Annotated in this window: 26 protein-coding genes; 14 read left to right on the forward strand and 12 right to left on the reverse strand. The window is 68.1% G+C overall.

The window, feature by feature from the left end; genetic code table 11:
* Positions 1–6: 6 nt before the first annotated feature.
* The gene (locus AC3WMR_RS15485) at positions 7–1,335 is read right to left on the reverse strand and encodes an aspartate aminotransferase family protein (RefSeq protein WP_492264315.1); all 1,329 of its coding nucleotides are present in this window, start codon (positions 1,333–1,335) and stop codon (positions 7–9) included.
* Between the two features lie 143 nt (positions 1,336–1,478).
* Between AC3WMR_RS15485 and AC3WMR_RS15490 the strand changes: the two genes are divergently transcribed.
* A complete protein-coding gene (locus AC3WMR_RS15490; RefSeq protein WP_492264314.1) occupies positions 1,479–2,378 on the forward strand; it encodes a LysR substrate-binding domain-containing protein in 900 nt (299 codons plus the stop codon).
* Here the strand turns inward: AC3WMR_RS15490 and AC3WMR_RS15495 are convergent.
* The 3 genes from AC3WMR_RS15495 to AC3WMR_RS15505 are packed head-to-tail and all read right to left on the reverse strand — an operon-like array spanning position 2,366 to position 5,396.
* Positions 2,366–3,409, reverse strand: a complete 1,044-nt coding sequence (locus AC3WMR_RS15495) for a histone deacetylase family protein (RefSeq protein WP_492264313.1) — start codon at positions 3,407–3,409, stop codon at positions 2,366–2,368. The genes AC3WMR_RS15490 and AC3WMR_RS15495 overlap by 13 nt on opposite strands.
* 39 nt (positions 3,410–3,448) lie before the next feature.
* Positions 3,449–4,039, reverse strand: a complete 591-nt coding sequence (locus tag AC3WMR_RS15500) for an ElyC/SanA/YdcF family protein (RefSeq protein WP_492264312.1) — start codon at positions 4,037–4,039, stop codon at positions 3,449–3,451.
* 10 nt (positions 4,040–4,049) lie between these two features.
* Complete coding sequence (locus AC3WMR_RS15505; protein ID WP_492264311.1) at positions 4,050–5,396, reverse strand: XAC2610-related protein; 1,347 nt, start codon at positions 5,394–5,396, stop codon at positions 4,050–4,052.
* A 71-nt stretch (positions 5,397–5,467) separates the two neighbouring features.
* Here AC3WMR_RS15505 and AC3WMR_RS15510 point away from each other — a divergent pair, with 71 nt between their 5' ends.
* Positions 5,468–5,869 carry a hypothetical protein gene (locus AC3WMR_RS15510; RefSeq protein ID WP_492264310.1) on the forward strand — a complete coding sequence of 134 codons (402 nt, stop codon included), beginning with the start codon at positions 5,468–5,470 and terminating at the stop codon, positions 5,867–5,869.
* A 64-nt stretch (positions 5,870–5,933) separates the two neighbouring features.
* Here the strand turns inward: AC3WMR_RS15510 and AC3WMR_RS15515 are convergent, their stop codons facing one another.
* The 3 genes from AC3WMR_RS15515 to AC3WMR_RS15525 all read right to left on the reverse strand — a co-directional run bounded on the left by AC3WMR_RS15515 (position 5,934) and on the right by AC3WMR_RS15525 (position 7,980).
* Complete coding sequence (locus AC3WMR_RS15515; protein ID WP_492264309.1) at positions 5,934–6,548, reverse strand: hypothetical protein; 615 nt, start codon at positions 6,546–6,548, stop codon at positions 5,934–5,936.
* A 49-nt stretch (positions 6,549–6,597) separates the two neighbouring features.
* Complete coding sequence (locus tag AC3WMR_RS15520; protein ID WP_492264308.1) at positions 6,598–6,999, reverse strand: hypothetical protein; 402 nt, start codon at positions 6,997–6,999, stop codon at positions 6,598–6,600.
* Positions 7,000–7,086: 87 nt separating this feature from the next.
* Complete coding sequence (locus AC3WMR_RS15525) at positions 7,087–7,980, reverse strand: LysR family transcriptional regulator (protein WP_492264307.1); 894 nt, start codon at positions 7,978–7,980, stop codon at positions 7,087–7,089.
* Between the two features lie 107 nt (positions 7,981–8,087).
* Between AC3WMR_RS15525 and AC3WMR_RS15530 the strand changes: the two genes are divergently transcribed.
* Together AC3WMR_RS15530 and tam are read left to right on the forward strand one after the other, a co-directional pair.
* Entirely contained in the window at positions 8,088–9,086 is a 999-nt protein-coding gene (locus AC3WMR_RS15530) for a TerC family protein (RefSeq protein ID WP_025139226.1), read from the forward strand.
* A gap of 158 nt (positions 9,087–9,244) precedes the next feature.
* A complete protein-coding gene (gene tam, locus AC3WMR_RS15535) occupies positions 9,245–10,009 on the forward strand; it encodes a trans-aconitate 2-methyltransferase (protein ID WP_492264306.1) in 765 nt (254 codons plus the stop codon).
* Between the two features lie 67 nt (positions 10,010–10,076).
* Here the strand turns inward: tam and AC3WMR_RS15540 are convergent, their stop codons facing one another.
* Entirely contained in the window at positions 10,077–10,886 is an 810-nt protein-coding gene (locus AC3WMR_RS15540) for an AraC family transcriptional regulator (RefSeq protein WP_492264305.1), read from the reverse strand.
* 86 nt (positions 10,887–10,972) lie between these two features.
* Between AC3WMR_RS15540 and AC3WMR_RS15545 the strand changes: the two genes are divergently transcribed.
* Complete coding sequence (locus AC3WMR_RS15545; RefSeq protein ID WP_492264304.1) at positions 10,973–12,208, forward strand: MFS transporter; 1,236 nt, start codon at positions 10,973–10,975, stop codon at positions 12,206–12,208.
* Positions 12,209–12,309: 101 nt separating this feature from the next.
* Here the strand turns inward: AC3WMR_RS15545 and AC3WMR_RS15550 are convergent, their stop codons facing one another.
* Both AC3WMR_RS15550 and AC3WMR_RS15555 read right to left on the reverse strand, forming a co-directional pair.
* Positions 12,310–12,648: a protealysin inhibitor emfourin gene (locus tag AC3WMR_RS15550; RefSeq protein WP_492264303.1), complete on the reverse strand. Its 339-nt coding sequence runs from the start codon at positions 12,646–12,648 to the stop codon at positions 12,310–12,312.
* Complete coding sequence (locus tag AC3WMR_RS15555) at positions 12,645–13,709, reverse strand: M4 family metallopeptidase (RefSeq protein ID WP_492264302.1); 1,065 nt, start codon at positions 13,707–13,709, stop codon at positions 12,645–12,647. The genes AC3WMR_RS15550 and AC3WMR_RS15555 overlap by 4 nt, the downstream gene beginning before the upstream one ends.
* Positions 13,710–14,092: 383 nt before the next feature.
* Between AC3WMR_RS15555 and AC3WMR_RS15560 the strand changes: the two genes are divergently transcribed.
* Positions 14,093–14,722, forward strand: coding sequence for a DMP19 family protein (locus tag AC3WMR_RS15560; protein ID WP_492264301.1), 630 nt, complete (start codon positions 14,093–14,095; stop codon positions 14,720–14,722).
* Positions 14,723–15,054: 332 nt separating this feature from the next.
* Positions 15,055–15,897: a prohibitin family protein gene (locus AC3WMR_RS15565; RefSeq protein WP_175191481.1), complete on the forward strand. Its 843-nt coding sequence runs from the start codon at positions 15,055–15,057 to the stop codon at positions 15,895–15,897.
* Here AC3WMR_RS15565 and AC3WMR_RS15570 read toward each other — a convergent pair.
* A complete protein-coding gene (locus AC3WMR_RS15570) occupies positions 15,890–17,965 on the reverse strand; it encodes a PTS sugar transporter subunit IIC/EAL domain-containing protein (RefSeq protein WP_492264300.1) in 2,076 nt (691 codons plus the stop codon). The two genes, AC3WMR_RS15565 and AC3WMR_RS15570, sit on opposite strands and share 8 nt — an antisense overlap.
* A gap of 306 nt (positions 17,966–18,271) precedes the next feature.
* On the opposite strand from AC3WMR_RS15570, the gene AC3WMR_RS15575 reads away from it, so the two are divergent.
* The 4 genes from AC3WMR_RS15575 to fhuE all read left to right on the forward strand — a co-directional run bounded on the left by AC3WMR_RS15575 (position 18,272) and on the right by fhuE (position 22,759).
* Entirely contained in the window at positions 18,272–18,514 is a 243-nt protein-coding gene (locus AC3WMR_RS15575) for a hypothetical protein (RefSeq protein ID WP_025139236.1), read from the forward strand.
* 154 nt (positions 18,515–18,668) lie between these two features.
* A complete protein-coding gene (locus AC3WMR_RS15580; RefSeq protein ID WP_025139237.1) occupies positions 18,669–19,172 on the forward strand; it encodes an RNA polymerase sigma factor in 504 nt (167 codons plus the stop codon).
* A gap of 52 nt (positions 19,173–19,224) precedes the next feature.
* Entirely contained in the window at positions 19,225–20,229 is a 1,005-nt protein-coding gene (locus AC3WMR_RS15585) for a FecR family protein (RefSeq protein WP_492264299.1), read from the forward strand.
* A 208-nt stretch (positions 20,230–20,437) separates the two neighbouring features.
* On the forward strand, positions 20,438–22,759 hold the full coding sequence (fhuE, locus tag AC3WMR_RS15590) for a ferric-rhodotorulic acid/ferric-coprogen receptor FhuE (protein WP_492264508.1): 2,322 nt from the start codon (positions 20,438–20,440) through the stop codon (positions 22,757–22,759).
* A gap of 45 nt (positions 22,760–22,804) precedes the next feature.
* Here the strand turns inward: fhuE and AC3WMR_RS15595 are convergent, their stop codons facing one another.
* Positions 22,805–23,539 carry an SDR family oxidoreductase gene (locus AC3WMR_RS15595; protein ID WP_492264298.1) on the reverse strand — a complete coding sequence of 245 codons (735 nt, stop codon included), beginning with the start codon at positions 23,537–23,539 and terminating at the stop codon, positions 22,805–22,807.
* 113 nt (positions 23,540–23,652) lie between these two features.
* Between AC3WMR_RS15595 and AC3WMR_RS15600 the strand changes: the two genes are divergently transcribed.
* The 3 genes from AC3WMR_RS15600 (at position 23,653) to AC3WMR_RS15610 (ending at position 26,119) form a co-directional block, all read left to right on the forward strand.
* Entirely contained in the window at positions 23,653–24,453 is an 801-nt protein-coding gene (locus AC3WMR_RS15600) for a LysR family transcriptional regulator (protein WP_492264297.1), read from the forward strand.
* Positions 24,454–24,599: 146 nt separating this feature from the next.
* Positions 24,600–25,109 carry a sigma-70 family RNA polymerase sigma factor gene (locus AC3WMR_RS15605; RefSeq protein ID WP_175191191.1) on the forward strand — a complete coding sequence of 170 codons (510 nt, stop codon included), beginning with the start codon at positions 24,600–24,602 and terminating at the stop codon, positions 25,107–25,109.
* On the forward strand, positions 25,106–26,119 hold the full coding sequence (locus AC3WMR_RS15610) for a FecR domain-containing protein (RefSeq protein WP_492264296.1): 1,014 nt from the start codon (positions 25,106–25,108) through the stop codon (positions 26,117–26,119). The genes AC3WMR_RS15605 and AC3WMR_RS15610 overlap by 4 nt, the downstream gene beginning before the upstream one ends.
* Positions 26,120–26,132 lie beyond the last annotated feature (13 nt).

The following is a 26,132-nucleotide window of genomic DNA, read 5'->3' on the forward strand; positions in this document are numbered from 1 at the left end:
GGCGGTTTACGCGGTCAGTGCGCGGGGTTTGGCAATCGCATCCAGGCTTTCGGTCAGCGCCTGGTCCAGGATCGCGATGGCGCGGTCGATTTCCTCGTTGCTCACGGTCAGGGGCGGGGCGATGCGCCACACCGAACCGCGTTCGGGGCGCCGGCGAATGTTCATCGACAGGCCCAGTTCAAAGCAGCGCTGTGTCGTCAAGGCCCCCAGCTCGTGGTAGGGCTCGCGGGTGCCGCGGTCGCGCACCAGTTCCACGCCCAGCAGCAGGCCCAGGCCGCGCACGTCGCCGATGGCTTCGTGGCGTTGCTGCAGTTCCAGCAGGCCGCGGCGCAGGTAATCGCCTTGCTGGCGGGCGCGTTCGATCAGGTGCTCGCGCCGCAGGGTCTCCAGCACGGCCAGGCCGACGGTGGCCGGCAGCGGGTCCGACACGTGGCTGGTGTAGAAGGTGAAGCCCTTTTCGTGCACGTCCTGCTCGATGGCCGGGGTGGTGATGGTGGCGGCCAGCGGCAGACCGCCGCCCAGGGTCTTGGACACGCTGATGATGTCGGGCGTGACGTCGAAATGATCAGCGCCCGTGCGGCGGCCAATGCGGCCGAAGGCGGTCTGGGCTTCGTCGAAGATCAGCAGCATGCCGCGTTCGTCGGCGGCGCGGCGCAAGGCCTGCATGTACGACTTGGGCGGCACCAGCACGCCGCCTGCGCTGATCACGGGTTCGACGATGATGGCCGCGGGCCGGCCGGCCGACGCCATGTCGAACATCTTCAGGCCGATCTCCAGGCAGGCCAGGGCAGATTGCTCGCCGTCCAGGCCGGCGATGTAGGGCCGGTAGGTATTGGGCTCGGGCATGACGAACACGCCGGCCGGCGGCACGCCATAGCCCTTGCGGTCGCTGGCATACGACACCGAGCCGGCGCCGCTGGTCACGCCATGCCACGACCCGCCGACGGCCACGATCTCGAAGCCGCTCTTGTACATCTTGGCCATGCGCAGCGCGATCTCGTTGCTTTCCGAGCCGGTGTTCACGAAGATCGACTTGGTCAGGCCCGTCGGCATCCAGTCGCGCGCCACCGTCGCGGCCAGTTGCGCCACGGCCTCGGGGATCATGCCGCTGAAGAAGTGGAAGGCGGTTTCGCCCGCGCGGTGCACGGCCTCGACAATGGCGGGGTGGTTGTGGCCGATGGTGGCGCACATCTGGCCGGACGTGAAGTCCAGGATTTCGCGGCCCGTGTCGTCGCGCACGACCGTGCCCTTGGCCGACTTGAACAGGTTGGGAAAGGTGTCGCCGCCGTAGCGGATGAGGTATTCGCGAGCTGCGGCACGCAGGGTTTGATCCATGTTTACACTCCGGCGGTGGGCAGGTTCCAATGCGGAACCGTCCGGCGCAGTGTCTGGCGGCGCGGCGCGGGCGTCCAATGCGAAGTACGCATGCGCCGCCATGCATGGCACGCATGGGCCATGTGAATCGCGCAAGGATCAGTATGGATACCCGATGGCTGCAGGACTTCATCACCTTGTCGGAGCTGCGCAATTTCACGCGCGCGGCCGAGGCCCGCAATCTGTCGCAGGCCGCATTCAGCCGCCGCATCCAGAGCCTGGAAAACTGGGCCGGCGCACGCCTGATCGATCGTTCCGCATTTCCCACCCAGCTGACCGAGGCCGGCGAGCGCTTTCGCGTCGCGGCGATCGAACTGGTCAATCAACTGGTCGAGGCGCGGGCCGGCATCGCCACCGTGCCGGCCCGCAACCAGTTGCGCCTGGCCACGTCATATGCCTTGGCGACCACGCACCTGCCAACGTGGTGGCGCGACTGGAGCGCGGGGCAGCAGCTCAGTTGCAGCCTGCAGACGGGCAACGTGCACGATACCGTGTCGGCCTTTACGTCAGGCACGGCCGACCTGCTGATCTGCTTTCACCAGGTAGCGCAGCCCCTGCCGCTGGACCTGGCGCGCTACGAAAGCCTGGCGTTGGGCACGGAGCTGATTCGCCCCTACGCGTCGCCAGCCTTGATTGCCCGCGACGGCCTGGATTTTCCCGGCAGCATTGCCCGCCCGGTGCCATTGTTGATGTATTCGCCCGGCGTCTATTTCGCACGGCTGATCGATGCCGCGATTGAGAACGGACCCGAGCCGCTGCACGGAGTGCGGCTGTTCGAAGCCGAGATGTCGGATGTGCTGGGCGACATGGCCGCGCAGGGCCTGGGCGTGGCCTGGCTGGCCGACAGCGCGCTGCAGCGGCTGGCGGCCGCCGATCTGCAACCGCTGGCCAACCGCGCCTGGGATATCGAGGTGGCGATCCTGGCGTTCAGGGACCGCAGCGACGCGCGTCCGGCGGTCGACGCGCTGTGGCAGCGGATGCGCGCGGGCATTCAGCCCGCGTAGCCTTCCAGCACGTTGGCGACGTTGATGCCGACTTCGGCCACCGCGTAGCCGCCTTCCATCGTGAACACCGCCGGCAGGCCCAGCTGCGCCAGCCGCGCGCCCACCTGGAAGTAGTCTGCGCTTTGCAGCTTGAACTTGGAGATCGGGTCGCCTTCGTAGGTGTCCACGCCCAGGGCGATGACGACGGCGTCCGCCTTGAAGCGGCGGATGGCGTCGATGCCGGTGTCCAGTGCCTGCGTCCAGTTGGCGAAGTCGGTGCCGGCAGCCAGCGGCAGGTTCAGGTTGCAGCCGGCGCCGTCGCCTTGGCCGGCTTCGTCGGCATAGCCCAGGAAGAACGGATATTCGGTGGTGGGGTCGCCGTGCACCGAGACCGTCAGCACGTCGCCGCGCTCGTAGAAGATGCTCTGCGTGCCGTTGCCGTGGTGATAGTCGACGTCCAGCACCGCGACACGCGGGGCGCCAGCGTCGCGCAGCGCTTGCGCGGCCAGGGCCGCGTTGTTCAGGAAGCAATAGCCGCCAAAGAAATCCGCGCCGGCATGGTGGCCGGGCGGACGCGTCAGGGCCATGGCCGCGCGCGGGCCGCCGGTGGCCGAGACGGCGCGCGCGGCGTCGATGGCGCAGGCCGCGCCCGCCGTGGCGGCTTCCCAGGTGCCGGCGGTGAGGGGGCTGCCGCTGTCGAACGAGAACAGGCCGACGCGGGCGGCGAAGTTGGTGGGCGAGATGTCGTGGCGAAAGCCGCGCACCGGCCAGACCGACGGCAGGATGTCCAGGTCGGCGTTGGCCGGGTCCAGCGCGATCCAGTCGGCCCAGGCGCTTTGCAGAAAGTCGACGTAGCGCGGGCGGTGCACGCGCCGGATCAGGTCCATGTCGGCCGCTGACGGGGCCTGCAACGCGCCGATGCCGCGCTGGCGCAGGGCGTCCAGCACATATTCCAGCCGTGCCGGCTTTTCGTGGCAGGGCACCAGCTTGCCGCGGAACATTTCCTGGCGGCCATCGTGTTTGCTGTGGACGGGGTTGTGGAAGATATGCACGGGGTTGCCTGCGCAAGAAAAGGGAAGGGAATAACGAAACTATAGCGGCCGGACGGCGTACCAGGCCAAGGCCGGCAGCTCGCGCAGGATCGAATACAGGTCGCGCGCCTCGAAGAACCGGGGCGAGGCGCCGCCCACCTGCGCCACGCCCTGGCGCTTGAGCGCCAGCATGGTGCGCGGCACGTGGAAGTACTGCGTCACCGCCAGGGCGCTGGTGTAGCCGTGTTCGCGCATATAGGCGCTGGCATGGCGCGCCGTGGCCCAGCTGTCGTTGCCCAGGCTGTCCACCACGATGCGGGCGGCGGGGACGCCGCGCGCCAGCAGGTAGTCGCGCATCACGACGGCCTCGTCGTGGCCGTCCGGGTCGACGCCGCCGCTGACGAAAACGATCTTGCAGCGCTCGGCGGCCACGCAGTCGCAGGCGCGGTCCAGCCGGGCCGCCAGGCGCGGCGACGGCTTGCCGTCAGCGGCAACGGTATTGCCCAACACGACGGCGACGTCGGCGGCAGGGGCGTTGGCCAGCAGGCCGGTGGCGATCACGGCGCCTGCGGCGATCAGCACGACGGCCCCCCCGGCGGCCAGGGCGCGGCACAGCCATCGCATCGCACCCGTCTTCTCGTTGCGGTTCATGGTCGGTGCATCAAGACGGGCGTTTGGGGAACGGGTAGTCGACTTCGATCTCGTTCGAATAGACCGGTTCCGGGAGGCCCGGGTCGGTCAGCACGACGGCCAGGCGGTAGCGGCCCGGCGCCAGGTCGGGAAAGAACGGCACATACTGGCCGTTGCCTGCGCTGACCTGGTATTGGGGCTTGCCGTCTTCGCCCGCGCGCCAGACCACGGGGTCGTCGGCCCAGTCCGCCACGTGGCGCGGCGCGGCCACGGGCGGCGGTGCGGGGCGGTCTTCGGCCTGGGATGCGTAGGGGTCAACAGCCGGGGCCGGCGGCGGCGCAGGCGGTCCCAGCGTGACCGCCGGGCGTGAGTACAAGGGCTGCAAGGTGCGGCGCCCTTGTGCATCGCTGAACAGCAGCCAGACGCGCGGCGATGCCAGGGTGGCCGCGCCCGGGCCCAGGTTCGTCACGTACAGCGTGAAGCGGCCGCCGGCTTCGTAAAGCTGCGTGCCCAGGTGGCCGCGCACCGACAGCTGCAACCCGCGCGTGGGCATGCGCTGCTGCGGCACGTAGGCATGCTTGTCGATCTTCAGGTCGGCGTAGCGCACCCACTTCAGGGGCGCGTCCGCCCGGTCTGCTGGATAGCGCACTTGCAGCCACTGTGGCCGCAGCGCCACCACCTTCAGCGGTTCGCCGGCCTGGGCGGTCTGCGCGGCCGGCGCCTTGACGTCGGGTTCGTCGTACAGGTCCAGCCGGCTGACCGGCACGCGGCTGTCGCCATCCAGGGGCGAGCCTTCGCCATCGATCTGGATGTGCGCCACCGCGCCCTGTTCATCGAAACGGGTATTGACGTCGAAGGAGGCGTCTTCCAGGTCGAACAGCGCGCGGCTCATCCAGCGCACCGGACGCGCCGTGCCATCGGCGCGCAGCACGTAGTCTTCGGACCCATAGCTGTCTGCGCCATAGCGGCAGCCCACCGAGAAGGCGGCGTGTTTGGCGTCGAATTCGGGGTTGACGAACTGGTGGCAGGGGCTGGCGTCGGGCGCCGGATGCCGGATTTCCTGGAAGGTGCCGTCTTGCGGGCGATACAGGAACAGACGCGCATAGACCTGGGTGCTGCCGCCGCTTTGGCCGATCACCAGATCGCGGTAGCCGTCGTGGTTGATGTCCCGGGTCTGGATCTGGTCGACGGCCTCGTCGTCCAGTGTGGCCAGCGTCTGCGGGGCGCCACCGCGTACGCGCACGCTGACGGTCTGGCTGCCGGTGCCGGTGATGCTGACGACGGCCGGCAGGTCCGGCTTGATGGGGTAGGGGATATCGCGCGCGCAGGCAGGGGCGCCGAGGGTGGCCAGGGCGGCCGCGAGCAGGAACGTCTTCAAGATACCGCCTCCCGGATTTTCGTTTCGGCGAATTATGCCTTGTAGAATCAACGGATAGCGTTTGGTATGCCATGAACTTTCCGTTTCCCATCCGTCAAGAATGCCCGCCAGGCGCCTGTGAGTGCGACCGCGAACGGCTGCTGGCCGATCCAGCGGCGGACGTGCGCGTGCTCAAGTTGACCCGCGAAGAAGAAAAGCGCCTGGTGGCGCGGCTGGAAAACATCACCAGCCTGGAAGACCTGCGTGCCATGCAGGGACGCATCGAGGCGCAGCTGGGCATCGTGGTGCGCATCACGCCCAGCGACAACGAAGTGCGCACCTCGCGCGGCATCGCCATCCAGCTCGACGCGCAGCCCGGCCTGTGCCGCAAGACGCGCGCATCGATCCCGGCCGCCATCCGGCGCGGCTTCGATAACACCCCTGAGATCGTCTATGCGCTCTTGAACGAGCGCGACCTGCTGAGCGGCACGTAGGCAAACGGGCGGGGCCACCGCCCAGGCCGCCTACCGCCGCCACAGCGGCACTAGGCGGCGTGCGCTATTTGCCGCGCGGCGCGGGGCAGGGCGCCAGGGGCACGACCTCGGCCGGCGCACGGCCCGTCTCCGGCCGCGTATCCATTTTCTTGCCGCTGCGCGCCGGATAGGCCAGCAGCACGGCGCTGCCCGCGTCCAGCTTGGGGGTATTGGGGCCGCCATAGGCCACCGTCCAGCCGCGCACCGCCAGCGGCGCCAGCGTGTATTGCAGCGCCGAGCCGGGCGAGACGTGCGCGACCTTGCCGGCAAACAATTCCTGCTGCCGGGTCTCGACGCCGTTGACGGATTGGTAGGTGGCGATGCTGACCAGCGCGGCCGATTCGCCGTGCCGGGCCAGGATGGCGGTTTCGTATTTGCCGGGGGGAATGGCAGTCAGGCTGACGCTGATGTTGCCCCGGGCCTGGCCGCCCGCGTCCAGTGTCACGCCGGTGACGTCGGCGCGGGCCAGCGGCGCCGTACCGGTGTTGCGCACCCGCACGCTGTACTGCCCTGACGTGCCGGTGAGCGTGCAGACCTCGACGCCGTAGGGCGTGGCGCCCGTGCTGGCGTGGGCCGGCGCGAACGCGGTGATGAGGATGGCGGCGGGCAAGCTGGCGGCGCGGGCAAGTCGGGACGGCACGGTACGCTCCTGGGAGGCAGCGCGCCGGGATGCCGCGTCGCCTGCCTTATTACACCACTTGGCGGCCGGGGCCGTCGGCCTGCGCCCGCTTGCCCGCCAGCCAGTGCAGGATCAGGGCCAGCACCAGCAGGGCCGCCATGATGAAGCCCCAGAAGATCCAGCCCAGCACGGCAATCCAGGTGCCCAGGCTGCCGGCGGCCGGCAGCACCTGGTTCAGGGCGCCTACCAGCCAGACCAGGCTGTCCTGCAGCGATTGGATGAGGCCGGCGTCGGTCCATGGCGCGGCCCAGGCGGGGGCCTGCCAGGGCGTGGATTGCAGCGCCGCGGCGCCAGGCACCTGCGCGGTGGCGATCGTGGCCAGCACCCAGTCCGCCAGCTGCAGCGTGATCGCCACCAGCCCGGTCCATAGCGCGGCCAGCACGGCGAAAGCGAGCCAGATGATTTTCTTCATTGCAGTGGTACTCCGAGGATTCAAAAAAAGAAGCTCAACGATAGAGCGGATTGCCTTCCCGAAAAACCAGCGTCTTTGTGACAATCATTAAGAAAAAACCGAAGTCTTGGCGTGCGCCAGGATCTGCTGGACCAGGGGGTGATGCTGGCCCCGGCGGTTGCGGATGCCGTGGATTTCCTCGTGCACGCTGTCGCAACGCGCCAGCGGCCGCAGGCCGCGCAACAGGCCCACGTCGTCGCCGCCCAGGCGGCTGAGCGGAAACACCCCCAGGCCGCGGGCCGCAAACACCGACATCAGGGCGCTGTCTTCGAATTCGCCCACCACATTGGGCCGCAGGCCCTGTTCATTGAACCAGCGGTCCAGCGTCTGGCGCAGCACCGAATGGCCGGTGGGCAGCAGCACGGGCAGGCGTTCCAGGCAGCGCGGGAAGTCCTGCGTGTCGGCCTTGCGCACCCACCGGGCGGGGCCGTACCAATCCACCGGCGAAGACACCAGCCGGTCGCTGGTCAGGCGCAGGTTGGGGTTGGCCGGCGCGCCCTGGCCGGCCAGCACCAGGTCCAGGTGATGGCGCGCCAGTTCGCCCAGCAGTTCCTCGACCTCGCCTTCGTGGCAGGTCAGGCGCAGGTCGGGGGTATCCAGCACGGGGCCCAGCAGCGCGTGGGCGGCCAGCTTGGAAATGCCGTCGGACAGGCCCACCGACAGCCGGATGACCGGCTTGGTGGCGGCGGCGCGCACTTCCTGCGGCAGTTCCTGGCCGATCTGGAAGATTTCCTCGGCGCGGGCAAAGGCAGCCTGGCCCGCGTCGGTCAGCGCCACGCCGCGGCCGGCTGGGCGCAGCAACTGGTGGCCCAGGTTCTTTTCCAGTTCGCGCACCTGGGCGCTGATGGTCTGGATGGCCATGTCCAGGCGTTCGGCGGCGCGGGAAAAGCCGCCTTCCTTGGCGACCATCCAGAAGTAATACAGGTGACGGTAATTGAGCATGGCGGAGTTCACTTCGGTTTTTTCGAACCATAACTCACTTTCAGGCTGATTTCTCCGGCGGGCCGAGATCCGGATCATGGGTGCCTTCGAACACAAGCGGGAACATCATGGAAGCCTTGCTCTCTTTTCTACATACCGACTTCGTCGGCACGCCGGCCTGGAGTTGGCTGCTCTTCATGGGCATCGTCGCGGCCCTGCTGGCCTTTGACCTGGGCGTTCTGCACAAGGACGATCGCGAGATCGGCGTGCGGGAAAGCCTGCTGCTGTCGGCCGGTTACATCACGGCTGCCCTGCTGTTCGGCGGCTGGGTCTGGTGGCAGATGGGCCCGACCAGCGGCATGGCCTACTACACGGGCTTCCTGATCGAGAAGTCGCTGTCGCTGGACAACGTCTTCGTGATCGCGTTGATCTTCAGCTTCTTCGCCATCCCGCGCCAGTTCCAGCATCGCGTGCTGTTCTGGGGCATCCTGGGGGTGATTGTGCTGCGCGCCATCATGATCGGCCTGGGCGCCGCGCTGGTCAGCAACTTCGGCTGGTTGATGTATCTGTTCGGCGCGTTCCTGGTGTTCACGGGCATCAAGATGTGGATGATCGCGGATCAAGAGCCGGATATCGCCACCAACCCGATCCTGAAGTTCCTCAAGCGCCGCATGCGGGTGACGGACGGGCTGCGCGGCAACGCCTTCTGGGTGCGCGAGCCGGATCCGGCGACGTCCAAGCCGGTGCGTTGGGCCACGCCGCTGTTCCTGGCCCTGGTATTGATCGAGTTCGTGGACCTGCTGTTTGCGGTGGATTCGGTGCCGGCGATCTTCGCCATCACCACCGACCCGTTCATCGTGTACACCAGCAACATCTTCGCGATCCTGGGCCTGCGTGCGCTGTACTTTGCGCTGGCGGCGATGATCCACCGCTTCCACTACCTGAAGTACGCGCTGTCGCTGGTACTCGTGTTCATCGGCACCAAGATCTTCCTGGTGGGTTTCATCGGCAAGATCCCCGCGGTGGTGTCGCTGTCGGTGACCTTCGGTTTGATCGCGGGCGGCGTGCTGTTCTCGCTGTGGAAAACCCGCTCGGGGCAGTCGCAGCCTGAATTGAAGACCGAGTAATCGCGATAGGCGTCAACGCCCCGGGGCCCGCCAATTGGCGGGCCCCGGGGCTTTTGTCATATCGGTTCGATATTGATTATGTGTCGACTATATATTTGTCATATGGAATCGTGCGGCGTAGAGTGCTGGGCGTACACAGACCCACGCAAGGAGCCGTCATGACTTGGTCCGCCAAACAGTATTCCGCCTTTGAAAACGAACGCACGCGCCCGGTGCGCGACCTGGTCGCCGCGTTGCCCAATGAAGACATCGCCACCGCGGTCGACCTGGGTTGCGGCCCGGGCAATTCCACCGAAGTGCTGGCCAGCCGCTACCCGAAGGCCGCCGTGACCGGCATGGACAGTTCCGACGACATGGTGCAGGCCGCGCGCAAGCGCCTGCCCGGCATCGCGTTCGAACTGTCCGACATCGAAACCTGGAATCCGCCGCAACAGTACGACGTGATCCTGGCCAACGCCGCGCTGCAATGGGTGCCCGACCACGCGACGCTGTACCCGCGCCTGGTCAGCAAGCTGGCCCCCGGCGGCAGCCTGGCGGTGCAGACGCCGGACAACCTGGAAGAACCCGCCCACCGGTTGGCGCGCCAGGTGGCTGCCGACGGCCCCTGGGCCGCCAAGATCGGCACGGTCAAGCATCCGCCGCGCCACAGCGCCGCCTGGTACTACGAATTGCTCAAGCCGCATTGCGGCCGGCTGGATGTGTGGCGCACGACCTACATGCACCCGCTGGCGGGCGCGCAGGCGGTGGTGGAATGGTTCAAGGGCACGGCGCTGCGGCCCTACCTGAACCGGCTGGATGCCGACGAGCAGGCGGCCTTCCTCGCGCGCTACCTGGACGAGATCTCACGCGCCTACCCGGCGCTGGCGGACGGCACCGTGCTGTTGCCGTTCCCGCGGCTGTTCCTGGTGGCGGGGCCGAAGTAAGGCCTGCCCGCGGCGCCGCGCTGGCGCCCCGGCATGGCCGATTTGCGGGCCACTGGCACTGCGGTGCCTACGCCTGCATCGCGCCGCGCTCTTCTGCCTTGTCCGAGAAATAGCGCGCCGGCGTCTGCCCCAGCGCCTTGCGGAACATGGTGATGAAGGCGCTGACCGATTCATAGCCCAGGTCTTCGGCCGTGCGCTGCACCGACACGCCCGATGACAGGCGTTGCAGCGCCATCACGATGTGCATCTGCTGGCGCCAGCGGCCGAAGCTCATGCCGACCTCCTGCTGCACCAGACGCGCGAGCGTGCGCTCGCTCATGGCCAGGCGGCGGCCCCATTCGGCCACGGTGCTGCGGTCGGCGGGATCGGCGCGCAGGGCGGCCGCAATTTCCTGCAAGCGCGGGTGGTCGGACAGCGGCAGGTGCAGCTGTTCGGTGGGCAACTGCGCCAGCAAGTCGACCAGCACGCCGGCCAGCCGGCGATTGGCGGGTTCGCCCGTGGCGGCGGGCGGCAGGTCGGCCAGGTAGGCCACCATTTCGCGCACCAGCGGCGTCACCGCCAGCGTGCAGCATCGGGCGGGCAGGCCGGGCGTATCGGCCGGCACGAACAGGAAGCAGACCCGGCCGTTGTCGGTCACGCGGTTGCTGTGCGGCACGCCGCCCGGAATCCAGACCGCGCTGCCCGGCGGCACCATCCACAGGCCCTGCGGCACGAAGCTGGTGACCCCGCCTTGCAGCGACAGCACCAGTTGTCCCATGCGGTGGATGTGGGTGGGCGATTCGTGCTCGTTGCGGGCCGCATCCACCCGCATCGCATAGGTCCATTGCGACGGGGTGTCGGGGTCGAAGTAGGGACTGTGCTGATCAGGCGGATACATGGCGCGGGGGGGGCTTGGCAGAATTTAAGGATATTTTGTCATTATCTCGAAATTCAGCAGAGGCGCCATTGCTTAAGCTAGTCGCCATGAATGCTCCTGCCCCCTCTCTCGCTTCCCAACGCCCCGTCTTGCTGATCGTGGGCATTCTTTTCATCGCCATGGCCCTGCGCGCGCCGTTCACCGGCATCGCGCCGCTGATCGGCCTGATCCGCGAGCAGATCGGCCTGTCGTCGTCCGCCGCCGGCATGCTGATCGCGTTGCCGCTGCTGGCGTTCGCCATCGTTTCGCTCGGGGTCGCCAGCCTGGCGCGGCGCTACGGCCTGGAACGCACGCTGTTCGCCGCCTTGGTCATCATCGGCGCAGGCATCGCGCTGCGCAGCCAGGGCGCCGCCTGGGCGCTTTACGCCGGCACTGCCGTCATCGGGTCCGGCATCGCCATCGGCAACGTGCTGTTGCCCAGCCTGCTCAAGCGCGACTTCCCGCAGCGCGTGGCCGGGCTGACCTCGGCCTATGTGCTGACCATGAGCATCGCAGCCGGCGCCGCGTCGGCGCTGGCGGTGCCGCTGGCCAACCTGGCCGGTGGCGACTGGCGCTTTTCGTCGCTGTGCCTGCTGGTCGTGCCGCTGGCCGGCGTGCTGCTGTGGCTGCCGCAACTGGCCAACCACACGCCACCCGCGGCCACCACGGCGCATGCGCCACATGGCCCGCGGCTGTGGCATTCGCCGCTGGCCTGGCAGGTGACGCTGTACCTGGGCATCAATTCCTTCGTGTTCTACGTGGCCGTCAGCTGGCTGCCGGCGATTCTGCGCGACGCGGGCTATTCGGCCGAACGGGCGGGCTCGCTGCATGGGCTGCTGCAACTGATGTCCGCGGGGCCGGCGCTGTTCCTGGCGCCGGTGGTGCGCCGGATGAAAGACCAGCGCGCCGCGGCGGTCTGCTCGGCGGGCGCGTCCTTCGTGGCGCTGGCGGGCCTGATCCTGGCGCCCGCCTGGGCCGTGCTGTGGATCGTGCTGCTGGGCCTGGGCACCGGCGGCGGCATCATCCTGGGGCTGATGTTCGTCGGTCTGCGTGCCAGCCACGCGCAGCAGGCGGCGGCGTTGTCGGGCATGGCACAGTGCGTGGGCTACCTGTTCGCGGCCTGCGGCCCGGCGCTGGTCGGGGCCCTGCATGACCAGTCGGGCAGCTGGTCGGTCGCGCTGGGCCTGTGCGCAGCGCTGTGCCTGGCGATGGCGGGCTGCGGGCTGCTGGCGGGCCGCGCCATTCAGATCGGGCAGTTCCGTCCGCATGGCGCGGCGGCGAAGGCCGACGCGCGCCAAGGGTAGCGACACGCGTGTAGACACATGCCGAGGACGTGGCCGGGGCCACGCGGGAGCGGACCCCGGGTCGATCCCGCAACCCGTTCGCGGGCGGGTCTACCGCCCCATCACGGTCTGGCGCCCTGGCCGCGCCAAAGCTGCACCAGGGTGTCGGGCGCCTCGGCTTCCGGGACGTCGAACACCAGGCTGGCGGTCGCGCCATTGGCCGGATCCCTGAATACCAATTCCACATGGAAGTAGCGCTGGTCGCCCCCCTGCGCGCCGCACTCCGGCGACGCGACCGGTGCGGCGCGTTGCAGCGCTTCGCAGACCTGTGCGCGCAGGCCGGGCGGGCAGGCGGCCAGGTCGATGCTGCGCGGCTGCGCCAGGCCGGGCAGGTAGGCCAGGCCGCCTTCACGGGTCAAGCTCACGCGCAGCGCGAATTCCAGCGGGGGCAGGTCGATCATGGCTGTACTCCCACCGCGGCCCAGGCGCTGGCTACGGCCTTGTGGACCGCCGTGTCGTGGCGGGTACGGGCAATGTCGACGGTCAGGCGCGCAAACGCCACGAAGTCGGCATCGTGGCGCAGCCGCTTGTCGCAGAGCGTGTCGTACCAGATGCGGCCGGCCACTGCCCAGGCCGGACCGTCCAGCGCGGTGGCGGCCAGGTAGAAGGCGCGATTGGGGATGCCGGAATTGATATGCACGCCGCCGTTGTCGCGCGGCGTGTCGACGTAGGCGCTCATGTGGGCGGGTTGCGGGTCCTTGCCGAGCATCGGGTCGTCATAGGCGGTGCCGGGTTCGGCCATCGAGCGCAGTCCGCGCGCCTGCACCTTGGGCAGGAACAGGCCCTGGCCCACCAGCCAGTCGGCTTCGCGGGCGTTCTGGCCCAGCGCGTACTGTTTGACCAGCACGCCGAACACGTCGCACAGTGATTCGTTCAGCGCGCCGGACTGGCCCTGATAGGCCAGCGCCGCTTCGGTGTCGATCACGCCGTGCGTGAGCTCGTGGCCGATGATGTCCACTGCGACCGTGAAGCGGTTGAAGACTTCGCCATCGCCGTCGCCGAACACCATCTGCGCGCCGTTCCAGAATGCATTGTCGTAGTCTTCGCCGTAGTGCACGCTGCCGACCAGCGGCAAGCCGCTGCCGTCGATGGAGTCGCGGTGATAGATGTTCCAGAACAATTTGTAGGTGGCGCCCAGGTGCGCATAGGCCTCGTCCACCGCGGCGTCGCCGCTGGCCGGCACGCCTTCCGCGCGCACCAGCCGGCCGGGCAGGGTGGTGCCGTTTTCGGCCGTATGCACCGCGCGCTGCGGGGTGCCGGCGGCGGCATTGGGGCGGGGTTCGGTCAGGCGCGCGCGCGGCGGCTGCTCGGCCATTTCGCGCAGGCCGCGTTGTTGCTGGTCGATGATCAGGGTCTTGACCGCCGGCATGCTGACCCGCGCATCGGCGTGCTGCGCCAGACGGTCCAACACGTAAGGCGGGATCACGCCGATCAGCGGCGCGGACTCGGAAGGTCGGGGCATCGTCGGTCTCCGTCTGAGGACCGGGCGGGGGGCGCCCGGCCTGCGAGCGGGCGCTCGGCCCACGCTTTACGGTAGCAGAGGGCGGCGGGGCACAGGCGTAACAGTGTGCGGCGCGATGCGAGGAACGATGAGCCTCGCGACGCCGGGGTCAGCGGCCGTGCGGCGTGGACGACGGCGGGCGCCTAATCGCCTTCCAGCACGCGGTTCAAGCGCAGCACCTTCCTGCGCGCGGCCTGCATCGCAATGGTGTTGGTGAGCGCAGAGAATTCCATGGCGCCGAAGTCGCTGTCCGGCAACTTGATACGCCGCGATTGTGCCAAAGTATCGGCAATCGCGCGGGCGAACCCGCGCCACCCATGTTGCCCCTTTCAGGAATTCACCGCATGTCCGACTACCGCATCCGCGATCTCTCGCTGACCGACACTCACATCATCCTGACCCTGGCCAATGGCCGCACGCTGCAGGAACCCATTCGCCGCCACATCCGGCTGGACAAAGGCAGCCCGGCCGAGCGCGCGCAGTGGCAATTGGTGGACGACGGCCACGGCGTGGTCTGGCCGGCGCTGCTGGCGCCGTCGGCCGAAGGCATGCTGAACGTGCGCGACCTGCTGTGGGATGCGGTCTACGAGCGCGCGCTGGCCACGCTGCAGGCGGCCGGATGGCAGTTGGACCGCCTGTCGCGGCGCGACCAGGAGCTGGTGGCGTTGTGGCGCATGGAAGCCGACATCAACAACGGCGGCTTCATGCAGTTCCTGTGCAACTGGGGCGACCCCACCTGCCAACTGGCGCTGGGCGCGCTCAAGAAGATCGGGGCCGAGCGCACGCATGCCATCCTGGCGGACATGCGTGGCCTGATCGACCGCTTCGAGGAATCGCCCGAGGTGGTGCAACTGAACGACATCTACGGCGCGATGACCGAAGACGAACAGGCGCGCATGCAGGAACTGGACGAGGCGTATTTCGAGTACCCGGACAATCTGGCTCGGTTGGGGCTGGCGCATTACGGCGCCTAGCTGCGCCTGCGCGGGGATGTGTTGGCCACCGCGCCGCGCCTGTCAGGCCTGCCTGCGGCGCCCTCGAATCCTCTTTTGACAAGATGAAACAACCGTAACTTTTCTGTCGATTTCCGGGGACGGAGTCGCGCTAGAATCGCTGGCTTCTATCCCGGGGGGGGATGCCAGATGCGTTATTTCCTGATCTTGGTTGGGGCGGCCGTGGTCGCTTATTTGCTCGCGCGTGGCATCGCCGCCGTGCTCTCGGACCGTAAACGCAATAAATCAGAAAGGGACTCCAAGTGAAGCCGACCGACCTGCAGATCGTCAAATCCGCCAAGCCGCGCAGCCTGATGGTGGCCGTGGTCACCGGCGTGCTGTTCCTGCTGATCCTGTTCATCGCGTTCGGCTCATGGTTTCAGGTGGACCAGGGCGAACGTGGCGTGGTGCTGCGCAACGGCAAGCTGGTGCGTGTGTCCGAGCCGGGCCTGGATTTCAAGACGCCGTTCATCGACAGCGTCATGATGGTGTCGGTGCGCGACCACACTTTCGTGTTCGAGAAGCTGGAAGCCTACAGCTATGACCAGCAACCGGCCACGCTGCGCGTGTCGGTCACCTACCGCGTGCCGTCCGAACACGTGGCCGAGCTGTATTCCGAATACGGCACCATCGGCAACCTGCAGATGCGCGTGCTGGAACGCAAGACGCCCGACGCGGTCAAGAACGTGTTCGGCCAGTACACCGCCGTGCGCGCCATCCAGGAACGCCAGAAGCTGGGCCTGGACGTGAACAACGCCGTGCTCAAGACGATGGAAGGCGCGCCGGTGCAGGTGGTGGGCGTGCAGATCGAGGAAGTGGGCTTCTCGCAGGCCTACGAACATTCCATCGAGCAGCGCATGCTGGCCCAGGTGCAGATCGAAACCACGCGCCAGCAAAAGGAAACGGCGATGATCAACGCCGAGATCCAGGTGGTCAAGGCCAAGGCCGAAGCCGATGCGCGCCGCCAGCAGTTCACGGCCGAAGCCGACGGCATCCGCATGCGCGGCGAAGCCGAAGCGGCGTCCATCCGCGCCAAGGCCGAGGCCCTGGCCGCCAACACCAACCTGGTCAGCCTGAACGCCGTCGAGAAGTGGGATGGCGTGCTGCCGGCCACGCAGGTGCCCGGTTCGGCCATGCCGTTCATCGGCATCAAGTAGGCGCGGCTGCGTCCTGCGCGGCGACCTGCATGCGCTGCCGCGCGAATTCCACCACGCTGTCGCCCGGCAGCGCGCGGCTGTAGAACCAGCCTTGCACGATGATTTCGGCGCTGGATTCCAGCGCCGAAATCTGTTCCTGCGTTTCCACGCCTTCGACAATGATCTGCAGGTCCAGCGCTTCGCAAAAGCGCAGCAGGCCGCTCATCACCTGCGCGCCGCGTTCGCTGCGCTGGGCCAGCACGAAGCTGCGGTCGATCTTGACCGCGTCGATCTCGAACTGGTGCAGGTAGCTCAGGGCCGAATAGCCGGTGCCGAAGTCGTCGATGTAGATGCGGCAGCCGATGCCGTGCAGGCGGCCGAACGCCGTGTGCAGCGCCTCGGCGTCTTCCACCAGCGCGTCTTCGGTCAGTTCCACCGAGACCTGGCCGCGGGCCTGTTCCAGCACCTTCACCAGCTTGTCCAGGTACGACGCCGACGTCAGCGTGCTGCTGGTGACGTTGATGGTCAGCGGCAGCGTGAAGCCGGCCCGGCGCCAGGCCTGGCATTGCAGCACCGCCTGCTTGGCGACCCACAGGTCCACCTCGCGCATCAGGTCGGCCTGCGCCAGCCAGCGCAGGAATTCCAGCGGCGCCTGCTGCGTGCCTTCGGGGCCGGTGGCGCGCAGCAGCGCCTCGCAGCCGGTGCACTGGCCGGTGCGCAGCGACACCTGGGGCTGATATTCCAGATAGAAGTCGTATTCGCTGATGGTACGGATGCGCGAGATCTCGGCGCTGCGGCGCGCGCGGTTGGCGTAGGTCGACACCACGGGGTCGTGCGCGAACAGCAGCGATTCTTCCTGCAGGCGCGGAAAGGTGGTGTCCAGCGACTTGAAATAGACCGTGGCATCGGCCTTGCGCTGGCGTTCCAGTGCCACCACGAAGGGCGCGTACAGGCAGGTGCCCAGCGCAATCAGGAACACCTGCAATACCACGCCGCCCAGGTGGCCGCCCGATCCCAGGTAGGCGTTGAGCAATACCGGCGAGGTCAGCGGCAACGTCACGGTGGCGGGGTCCAGCCAGCCCAGCTGCACCACGGCCAGCGCAATGATGACGTTGCACACCGGCGCCAGCACGAACGGGATCAGGAGGCGCGGATTCAGGATCAGGGGCAGGCCGAACAGCAGGATCTCGTTGACGTTCAGAAGCGACACCGGGATGCTGGCCAGCGCCAGCAGGCGCAGCGATTCGCTGCGCGAGAACAGCAGGATCGCGGCCACCAGCGACAGGGTCGCGCCGGCGCCGCCGATGAAGGCAAAGGCCCCCAGCAGCGTGCTGTTCAGCGCATACATGCCCTGATAGCCGGCGGCGGCGCTGGCGGCGTTGAGCGACGTGGCCTGGTCCAGCACGTCCAGGATGGGCGCCATGGCGTGATAGCCGTGGATGCCGAAGAACCAGAAGATCGAGTTCATCGCGGCCATCATCGGGCCGGTGGTGAAGGGGCTGTCCAGCGAGGCCAGGTCGACAGGGATGTTGAACTGCGTGACGCCGGGCACGCGCAGCACCGCGCTCAGCACCAGCACGACGACCCCGGCGACCAGCAGTCCCGGTATCACCATGTTCAGTGTGCCGCGCACGTTTTCGCCGATCAGGCCGTCGGGCGCCAGGCGGGTCCAGCGGCGCCGGTGCAGCCACGACATGAGCGGCACCGTGCCCAGCGGCGCGATGATGGCGATGAACAGGGTCAGCGTGGCGGCGGCGTGCGGGTAGGGCGCGAGCAACCCCTCGGCGATCACCACGTACGACAGGCACAGGAAGGCGGCCGGCAGGTTGGGCACGCGGTAGCGGATGGACAGCATGTAGCCGATCGACGTGCTGACCAGCATTGGCATGACGGCATTGAGCTTGTCGTGCACCCCCGACAGGACATCGGCGACGTGGGGCGGCAACCCCAGCTGGCGCGCCACGATGGCCAGCACGAGGAACAGCGCGGCCACCAGCAGGCAGGGCATCGTCCAGAGCAGGCCTTCGCGGATGGCTCGCAGCGCGCTTGCGCCGGCCAGGGCCGCCAGCCGATCTTTCGGATAGCGCATGAAGCTCGATGTCGGCATACCGGTGTCGCCCTTAAAAGCCCGCAACCGAGGGAGGGCTGTCCCAGGGGCCGCATCGTGCCGGCGACCTGGGCTTTGTAAGAATGCTTTGCGGCATCCTAGCGCCTGAGTTCCCGCTTTAGCAATCGCGTTTCGAAAAAATCCTAGGGATTCCCCTCTGTCAAGAATTGAAAAGGCGGCGCATCGTGCGCTTATCAGGAGGCAGGCAGCGCTATACGATCAATTCGACGGCGTCCGTTTCGTGGGAACGGCGGTGTCATGCAAGGGCGTTACCGAGAGGACGACAAGATGTCTCAGTTGGAGTGGGTGCCCGGCGACAAGACGCCGGAGCGGCAGGGCTATTACGAGACCAGGCTGGACACGGGCGGTACCGCGATTTCGCTGTACAGCGTGCTGGGATGGATGCCGGCCAAGGCGCCGGGCAACATGGTGAGCTGGCGCGCCTTGCCGCCGGCGGCCGAACGCGAAGAGGCCGAACGGCACATCCAGGAGCTGCGTGCGGCCCAGAGCCATGTGCCGATGGATTATTAGGACTGAATCGCCAGATCAGATGCGTCTGATTTCCCTGGGTGACATGACCGGTGCGAGCGGCCCGTAGCGGGCGCGGAACGCGGGCGCTAGTTGCGATAATGAGAATTATTTGTAAAATCCGCAGCGTTCCCACCCTACGCTACCGGATCGCCCCATGTCCCGCCCCGCCTCGTCCCGCCCCGGATGGCTCGCCTGCTATGACGAGCTGATCGGCGCCTGGACGCGCCGGTCGGGCAACCGGCACGACGCCGAAGACGCCGCGCACGACGCGATCGAGCATCTGCTCAAGGCGGACGGCAGCGTGGCGGCCAAGGCCCGCGGCTATCTGTTCCAGGTGGCCGGGCACCGCCTGATCGACCGCTGGCGCCGCCAGGGGCGCGAGCAGCACGTGCCGCTCGATGACCTGGCCGAAGACGACCAGCCGGCCGCGTCCGACCCCGATGCGCCGCTGCGCGCCGCGCGCCTGGCCGATGACCTGGCCCGCGTGCTGGCGGAACTGCCGCCCAAGTGCCGCCAAGCGTTCGTGCTGAACCGCATCGAAGGCTGGACCCAGGCCGAGGTGGCCACCTACATGGGGCTATCCAAGAATATGATTGAACGCTACGTCATGCGGGCGATCGAATACGTGCAGGAGCGTCTGCGCGAGCACGCGCCGTGACGCAGGTTTCCTTCACTACGGATCCGCGCCCGGACGCGGACGGCAGCCACCGATGACCGAGTCCTTTACCCGCGATGCCGACGACCCGCGCCAGCCCGCTACCGCCGCCTGGTGGTTTGCCCGCTGGCATTCGGGCGACATGACGCGCCGCGAGCGCCGCGCTTTCGCGCTCTGGCGCCGCGAGCAGCCGGACGCCGCGCGCGACTTCGACCGCATGCAGCAGCTGGGGCAGGCGGCCGAGCGGCTGCCGCAAGACCGCGTCCAGGCCCTGCTGGGCGGGGCCGTGCCGGCCCGGCCCAAGGTGCGCCGATGGTTGCCGTTGCCTGCGCCGTTGCGCGTGGGCTTCGCCTGCGCCTTGCTGGCGCTGGTGGCCCTGGCGGGGTGGTGGAGCCTGCCCGGCGAGGCGCCGTCCTTCACCACCGTGGTCGGTGCCGACCGCGGCGAGCGCAAGCAGGTCACGCTGCCTGATGGCTCGGTGCTCGAGATCAACGGCAACACGCTGGCCGAGGTCAAGTTCTACGCCGGCCGCCGCGAGGTTGAATTGCAGGGCGGCGAGATTCTCTTTTCCGTCAGTCCCGATGCCGAGCGGCCATTCCTGGTGCGTGCCGGCAGCGGCGAGGTCCGCGTGACCGGCACGGTGTTCGATGTTCGGCGCGACGAGGACGTCGTCACGGTGCTGGTGCGTTCCGGCACGGTGGAAGTCAGCGGCGGCCATTGGTGGAACCTGGGCCTGGCGGTGCTGCGCGGCGGCCATGGCATCCGCGTGCCCGGCAGCGGCGCCATCGGCGTGCCGGCGCCCACCGACGTCGACACGGCGCTGGCCTGGCAGACGGGGCGCGTGGTGTTCAAGAATGCACCGCTGACCGAGGTGGTCAGCGAGATGAACCGCTACCTGGCCACGCCTCTGCGCGTGGCCGACAGCCGGGCGGGGCGCCTGCGCGTGTCCGCGTCGTTCAGCCTGGACCGCCCCGAAGCGCTGCTGGACGCCTTGCCGGCGGTGGCGCCGGTGAAGCTGGCGCCCGCCGCAGACGGCGTGATCGACGTGTCGGCGCGTTGACCGTTACAAATTAATCGGACGAAGCATTCAGGTTTTTTCGCCGCTGCATCGTTCTAGGTGAGAAGGCGCGTCGCGCCGCGTTCCCGCTTCGGGGACTTTCCTTCTTGCCGTTGAACCGAATCCGCAGCTGACCGTGAACCTTCCTGTCTGGCGCCCCGCGCGCGCCGCCACCCGCTTTGCCCTGTCTTCCCTGACGCTGTCGCTGGCCATGGCACTCGGTGCCAGCTCCGCCGTACAAGCCCAAACCCCACCCCAGGCCGTGGCGGTGGACATCGCCGCCTTGCCGCTGGGCGATGCCTTGCTGCAATGGGCCGCGCAGACCCGCCAGCGCGTGTTCTACGCGCCCGAGGTGGTCGCGGGATTGCGCAGCCCCGGCCTGCGCATGAGCGGCAGCCCCGAGCAATCGCTGGCCCGCCTGCTGCAAGGCACGGGCGTGGCCTACCGCTGGCAGGGCGATAGCATCATCCTGTCACGCGACGGCGAGGTGGCCAGCCTGGCGCCGGTGACGGTGCTGGGCGCGCGCGATCCGGCCGTGACCGAGGGAACCGGGTCCTACACCACGCCGGCGACGGCGAGCGCGACCGGGCTGTCGCTGTCGCTGCGCGAAACGCCGCAGTCGGTGTCGGTGGTGACGCGCCAGCGCATCGACGACCAGAACCTGCGGTCGCTGGACGAGGTGATGGGCAGTGTGGTGGGCGTGCAAGTGGTGGCCGAAGACAGCGACCGCACCGATTTCTGGTCGCGCGGCTTCTACATCGACAACCTGCAGTACGACGGCGTGCCCACCACGATCGGCCTGTCGATGTACGGCGAATCCGACAACGATTCGATCATCTACGACCGCATCGAAGTGGTGCGCGGCGCGACGGGGCTGATGACCGGCGCGGGCAATCCGTCGGCCTCGATCAACCTGGTGCGCAAGCATGCCAACAGCCGCGAATTCACCGGCTCGATCAACACCGGCGTGGGCTCTTGGAACCAGTTCCGCAGCTCGGTCGACCTGAGCACGCCGCTGAACCAGGAAGGCACGGTGCGTGCACGCATGGTGGCGCTGTACCAGAAGAAGGATTCGTACATCGACCTGTACCACACCGACAAGAAGGTGTTCTACGGGGTGATCGATGCGGACCTGACGCCGTCCACCACGTTGAGCGTGGGCATGGATTCGCAGGACAAGCGGCCGCGCGGCACCACCTGGGGCAGTCTGCCGGTGGTATTCAGCGACGGGACGCCGACCGATTGGCGCCGGTCCAAGACCACCGCGGCCGACTGGACCTATTGGCACACGACGCAGCGCACTACCTTTGCGTCGCTGTCGCATCGCTTTGACAATGACTGGGAAGCCAAGGCCGATTGGTCGCTGCGCAAGAGCAAGTACGACGCCAAGCTGCTGTACCTGTACGGCCAGCCGGACCGCGACACCGGCGAGGGCCTGGGGGCGTTGCCGGGTTACTGGAATTCGTATGCGCAGCAGACCTCGCTGAACCTGCAGGTCAAGGGGCCGTTCCAGCTGCTGGGACGCCGCCACGAGCTGGTGCTGGGCGCCATGCGCAGCCGCTACAGCGAAGACTTCTACAGTTATGGCCGCGAGGGCGCGATGCCCGACACGGGCTCGTTCTACGACTGGGACGGCTCGTACGCGCAGCCCAACTGGACGACGACCACGCTGCGCGACACCATCACGCACCAGCGCGGCGCGTACGCCGCCGCGCGCTGGTCGCTGACCGACAGCCTGACGCTGATCACCGGCAGCCGCTATGCCACGTGGCAATCGCGCTCGCCGACCCGCGACCAGAAAGACTCGCGTCTGATTCCCTACGCGGGCGTCGTCTACGACATCAACAGCACGTATTCGGCCTACGCCAGCTATACCGACATCTTCCAGCCCCAGGATTACCGTGACCGCAGCGGCAACTACCTGGATCCGGTGGAAGGGCAGAACTACGAAGTGGGGGTGAAGGGCGAATACCTGGACGGCCGCCTCAATGCGTCGGTGGCGCTGTTCAAGGTGAAGGAAAGCAAGACCGGTGTGCCGGACCCGGGCTACATGGTGCCGGGGTCCACCGACGGCGCCTACAAGACGGCCGACGGCGTCACCACGCGCGGTATTGAAATGGAAGTGACGGGCCAGCTGGCGCCGGGCTGGAACACCACGCTGGGCGGCACGTACTACACCAGCCGCGACGTGCACGGCGTGTCGGTCAACACCGAACGCCCGCGCGCGACCGCCATGCTGTTCACCACCTATCGCCTGCCGGGCGCCTGGAACAAGCTGACCGTCGGCGGCGGCGTCAACTGGCAGATCAGCACGTACAGCACCGTCGAGCTGGACGAGGGCAGCGTGACCGCCAAGCAGAAGGCCACGGCGCTGTTCAACCTGATGGCGCGCTACGACTTCAATTCGCGCCTGTCGGCGCAGCTGAACGTGAACAACCTGTTCGACAAGAAGTACTACCTGGGCGGCGTGGCCAACCAGGTGTACTACGGCGAGCCGCGCAGCGTGTTCCTGAACCTGAAGGCGACGTTCTAGCGTTTGCAGAGGCGCCGGCCAGCCAGGCCGGCGCGGGTGCAGGGCCTACGCCTGCTGCCGCGTCGCGGCCAGCACGATCTCGCGGATGCACACGCCGGGGGGCTGCGAGTAGGCGTAGTACACCGCGTTGGCCACGTCTTCGGCTGCGAGAACCTTGCCGCCCATGTCGGCCTTCCAGGCCTCGTAGCCGCTCTTGATGCCGTCGTCGGTGGTGTGGCCCAGCAGTTCGGTTTCGACCGCGCCGGGGGCGATGGTGACCACCCGCACGTTGTGCGGCGACAGTTCTTCGCGCAGGTTTTCCGACAAGCCATGCACGGCGAATTTGGTGCCTACGTACGCCACGTGGTTCGGGAAAGTCTTGCGCCCGGCCACCGAGCTGATGTTGATGATGGTGCCGCGGCCGCGTTCGGCCATGCCGGCCGCCACGGCATGTACGCCGTTCAACAGGCCTTTGACGTTGACGTCCAGCATGCGGTCCCATTGTTCCGGGTCCTGGCGGGTGATGTCACCCAGCAGCATGACGCCGGCGTTGTTGACGATGGCGTCGGCCGGGCCGTATTGGGCTTCGGCTTCGCGCAGGGCGGCGGCCAGCGCCTGGCGGTCGGTCACGTCGACCTGGCGGGCCAGGGTGTCGGGCAGGTTCAGGGCCTGCATCGGCGCCAGGCGGCGGGCCAGCAGCAACAGCGGATGGCCGTGGGACGAGAACAGGCGGGCGGTGGCCTGGCCGATGCCCGAGCTGGCGCCGGTGACAACGACGAGAGGAAGTTTGGGGGGGGTCATGGTGGGGCTCCAGGTATCGGTAATTCGTATGTCAGAATGACTGAAAACCAGTGTATGGCGGCTTTTCCCGCTTGAAAAATGGTTTATTCTTCTCGCATCAATCGGGAAAACTTATGGATAGCCGCCAGCTGAACGCCTTCATTGCCGTGTTTGAAGAGCGTAACATCACCGCCGCCGCGCAACGCCTGCACCTGAGCCAGCCGGCCTTGTCGGGCACCATCAAAAGCCTGGAAAGCCTGCTGGGCGCGCAGTTGTTCGAGCGCCAGGCGCGCGGCGTGTCCGTCACGGACGCGGCCCGCATCCTGTACCCGCAGGCCCGCCGGCTGGTGGCGCAGACCGAATCCATGACCCGTCAGTTCCGGCAGGATGCCCGCGTGGCCGAACTGCGCATCGGCATCGAAGGCGAGATAGCCGGCGCCCATATCCGCGCCTTCGTGGCGCGGGCGCGGCAGGCCGTGCCCAACCTGCAATTGCGCCTGCTGGAGGGGTGTGCGGGCGATGCCCGGCTGGCCACCGAAGACGAGCGCTGCGAAGACGAACTGTTCCTGCCGCTGTGGAACGACCCGTACGCCATTGCGTCCCCGGTCGGCGCGCCGGCCGATGTCGCGCCCGATTGGATCGTCTGCCCCGACCACCCCAGCCATCAGCGCCTGTTGCCGTACTACGGCGCCGCCGCCAATACGCCCGCCGCACAGGCGGCGTCCCTGCGCCTGGCGCTGGAATTGGCGGGGGCCGGCGTGGGCGCCTGCATCGCGCCGCGCTCGCTGGTGGAGCAGCAGGACGGGGTGGCGGCGCGCGCCCTGGACGGCCTGGCGCTGTCGCGCCGCGTCGGCCTGTGCTTTGCCGCACAGGCGCTGGATACGCCCGCGCTGGCGCTGCTTGCAGAGCAGCTCGGCAACGCGATCCGGGCCTGAACCCCCGGGCCGTCTGGCCGGCGACGCACGAGACTGGCGCCACGGGTTGCGGCGGGGGATCTGTTCAAGGCGTCCGGCCGGACTATAATGAGAATGGTTTCCATTACATTCGCGTCTCTGGTGGTCCCGGCTGGGGCCGGGCCGTCATGCACTCCACTTCCCTAGCGCCTCACGCCGAGGTGCAGTCCGTTTATCAGGCGCACCACTCCTGGCTGCGCACCGTGCTGCATCGCAAGCTGGGCAACGCGTCCGATGCCGCCGACGTGGCCCACGACACGTTCGAAAGGTTGATCCGCGCCAACGTCGCCCAGCCCTTGAGCGAGCCGCGCGCCTACCTGCGCACCATCGCCAATCGCCTGCTGATCGGGCGCGCGCGCCGCGCCGCGCTGGAAGCGGCCTATGCCGAATCCCTGGCCCTGCAACCGGCGGCGGTGGAACCGTCCGTGGAGTCGCGCGCCTTGATCCTCGAGGCGCTGGAACAGGTTTGCGAACTGCTGGATACCTTGCCCATGACCAGCCGCCGCATTTTCCTGATGGCGCAGATCGACGGCTTGTCCAACATCGAGATCGGCGAACGCCTGGGCCTGACGCCCAACGCCGTGCAGAAATCGCTGGCCCGAGCGCTGGTGCGTTGCTACGCGGCGGTCTACGGGTGAGCGGCCCGCTGGATAGCGTCCGTCTGCTCCGGCCGCTGGCGCCGGAAGCCGGCAAGCTCGACCCCAAGGTGATCCGCCAGGCGGCCGATTGGTGGGCGCGCCTGCGCGATGGCGCAACGCCCACCGAGCGCGATCGCTTCGAGCGCTGGCGCCAGGCGCAGCCTGCCCACGACCTGGCCTGGCAACGGTTGGGCGCGCTGACCCGGGGCGTGTCCCTGGGCGCCGAGCAGGCCGGCGCCGATGTCGCCTCGCGCACCCTGCAGCAGGCGCCGCTGATCCGTGCGCGGCGCAACGCCATCCGCTGGATGATGGCGGCGACCGGCGTCGGGCTGGGCGCCTGGGCCGTCAACGACCGCGAGGCCCTGCGCAATCTGGCAGCCGACCTGCGCACCGGCACGGGCGAACGACGCAGCGTGGTGCTGGCTGACGGCACCCGCGTCGAACTGAATGCCGACAGCGCGGTGGACCTGCGCTACACGGATACGCGGCGCGAGCTGGTGCTGCGCGAAGGGGAAATCCTGGTGGCCACCGGACAGGACCCGCGGGGCCGTCCCTTCACTGTGCGTACGCGCGCCGGCGTGCTGACGCCGGTGGGCACGCGCTTCCTGGTGCGCGACCTGGGCGCGGGACGGGGCCGGGTGGCCGTGCTGGAAGGGGCGGTGGATGTCGCGAACGGCCAGGCCGGCGCGGCGCTGCGGCGGGTGCCGGCGGGCGGGCAGGCCGAGTTTTCCGCCGCGGGCGATTTCGTGCCGGCGGCGCTGGCGCCGGGCGTCTCGGCCTGGCTGGATGGCATGCTGCTGGCCGATGCCATGCCGCTGGCCGACTTCCTGCGCGAACTGGGGCGTTACCGCCCCGGCGTGCTGCGCTGTGCGCCGGAGGCGGCGCCGCTGCGAGTGGTGGGCGCGTTTCCGGTGGCCGACACGGACCAGGTCCTGTCGATGCTGCAGGACGTGTTGCCGGTGCGGGTGCAGCGCTACACACGCTACTGGGTCAACGTGCACCTGGCCTGACGCGATTGATTTG

The sequence above is a fragment of the Achromobacter sp. FW305-C-28 genome (genome assembly GCF_058783235.1).

What these genes read in the sequence shown, in the direction of transcription:
- AC3WMR_RS15485 (WP_492264315.1), bottom strand. Translation starts at nt 1,335, where the DNA reads ATGGATCAAACCCTGCGTGCCGCAGCTCGCGAATACCTCATCCGCTAC.
- AC3WMR_RS15490 (WP_492264314.1), top strand. Translation starts at nt 1,479, where the DNA reads ATGGATACCCGATGGCTGCAGGACTTCATCACCTTGTCGGAGCTGCGC.
- AC3WMR_RS15500 (WP_492264312.1), bottom strand. Translation starts at nt 4,039, where the DNA reads ATGAACCGCAACGAGAAGACGGGTGCGATGCGATGGCTGTGCCGCGCC.
- AC3WMR_RS15510 (WP_492264310.1), top strand. Translation starts at nt 5,468, where the DNA reads ATGAACTTTCCGTTTCCCATCCGTCAAGAATGCCCGCCAGGCGCCTGT.
- AC3WMR_RS15520 (WP_492264308.1), bottom strand. Translation starts at nt 6,999, where the DNA reads ATGAAGAAAATCATCTGGCTCGCTTTCGCCGTGCTGGCCGCGCTATGG.
- AC3WMR_RS15525 (WP_492264307.1), bottom strand. Translation starts at nt 7,980, where the DNA reads ATGCTCAATTACCGTCACCTGTATTACTTCTGGATGGTCGCCAAGGAA.
- AC3WMR_RS15530 (WP_025139226.1), top strand. Translation starts at nt 8,088, where the DNA reads ATGGAAGCCTTGCTCTCTTTTCTACATACCGACTTCGTCGGCACGCCG.
- tam (WP_492264306.1), top strand. Translation starts at nt 9,245, where the DNA reads ATGACTTGGTCCGCCAAACAGTATTCCGCCTTTGAAAACGAACGCACG.
- AC3WMR_RS15540 (WP_492264305.1), bottom strand. Translation starts at nt 10,886, where the DNA reads ATGTATCCGCCTGATCAGCACAGTCCCTACTTCGACCCCGACACCCCG.
- AC3WMR_RS15545 (WP_492264304.1), top strand. Translation starts at nt 10,973, where the DNA reads ATGAATGCTCCTGCCCCCTCTCTCGCTTCCCAACGCCCCGTCTTGCTG.
- AC3WMR_RS15550 (WP_492264303.1), bottom strand. Translation starts at nt 12,648, where the DNA reads ATGATCGACCTGCCCCCGCTGGAATTCGCGCTGCGCGTGAGCTTGACC.
- AC3WMR_RS15555 (WP_492264302.1), bottom strand. Translation starts at nt 13,709, where the DNA reads ATGCCCCGACCTTCCGAGTCCGCGCCGCTGATCGGCGTGATCCCGCCT.
- AC3WMR_RS15560 (WP_492264301.1), top strand. Translation starts at nt 14,093, where the DNA reads ATGTCCGACTACCGCATCCGCGATCTCTCGCTGACCGACACTCACATC.
- AC3WMR_RS15565 (WP_175191481.1), top strand. Translation starts at nt 15,055, where the DNA reads ATGGTGGCCGTGGTCACCGGCGTGCTGTTCCTGCTGATCCTGTTCATC.
- AC3WMR_RS15570 (WP_492264300.1), bottom strand. Translation starts at nt 17,965, where the DNA reads ATGCGCTATCCGAAAGATCGGCTGGCGGCCCTGGCCGGCGCAAGCGCG.
- AC3WMR_RS15575 (WP_025139236.1), top strand. Translation starts at nt 18,272, where the DNA reads ATGTCTCAGTTGGAGTGGGTGCCCGGCGACAAGACGCCGGAGCGGCAG.
- AC3WMR_RS15580 (WP_025139237.1), top strand. Translation starts at nt 18,669, where the DNA reads ATGTCCCGCCCCGCCTCGTCCCGCCCCGGATGGCTCGCCTGCTATGAC.
- AC3WMR_RS15585 (WP_492264299.1), top strand. Translation starts at nt 19,225, where the DNA reads ATGACCGAGTCCTTTACCCGCGATGCCGACGACCCGCGCCAGCCCGCT.
- fhuE (WP_492264508.1), top strand. Translation starts at nt 20,438, where the DNA reads ATGGCACTCGGTGCCAGCTCCGCCGTACAAGCCCAAACCCCACCCCAG.
- AC3WMR_RS15595 (WP_492264298.1), bottom strand. Translation starts at nt 23,539, where the DNA reads ATGACCCCCCCCAAACTTCCTCTCGTCGTTGTCACCGGCGCCAGCTCG.
- AC3WMR_RS15600 (WP_492264297.1), top strand. Translation starts at nt 23,653, where the DNA reads ATGGATAGCCGCCAGCTGAACGCCTTCATTGCCGTGTTTGAAGAGCGT.
- AC3WMR_RS15605 (WP_175191191.1), top strand. Translation starts at nt 24,600, where the DNA reads ATGCACTCCACTTCCCTAGCGCCTCACGCCGAGGTGCAGTCCGTTTAT.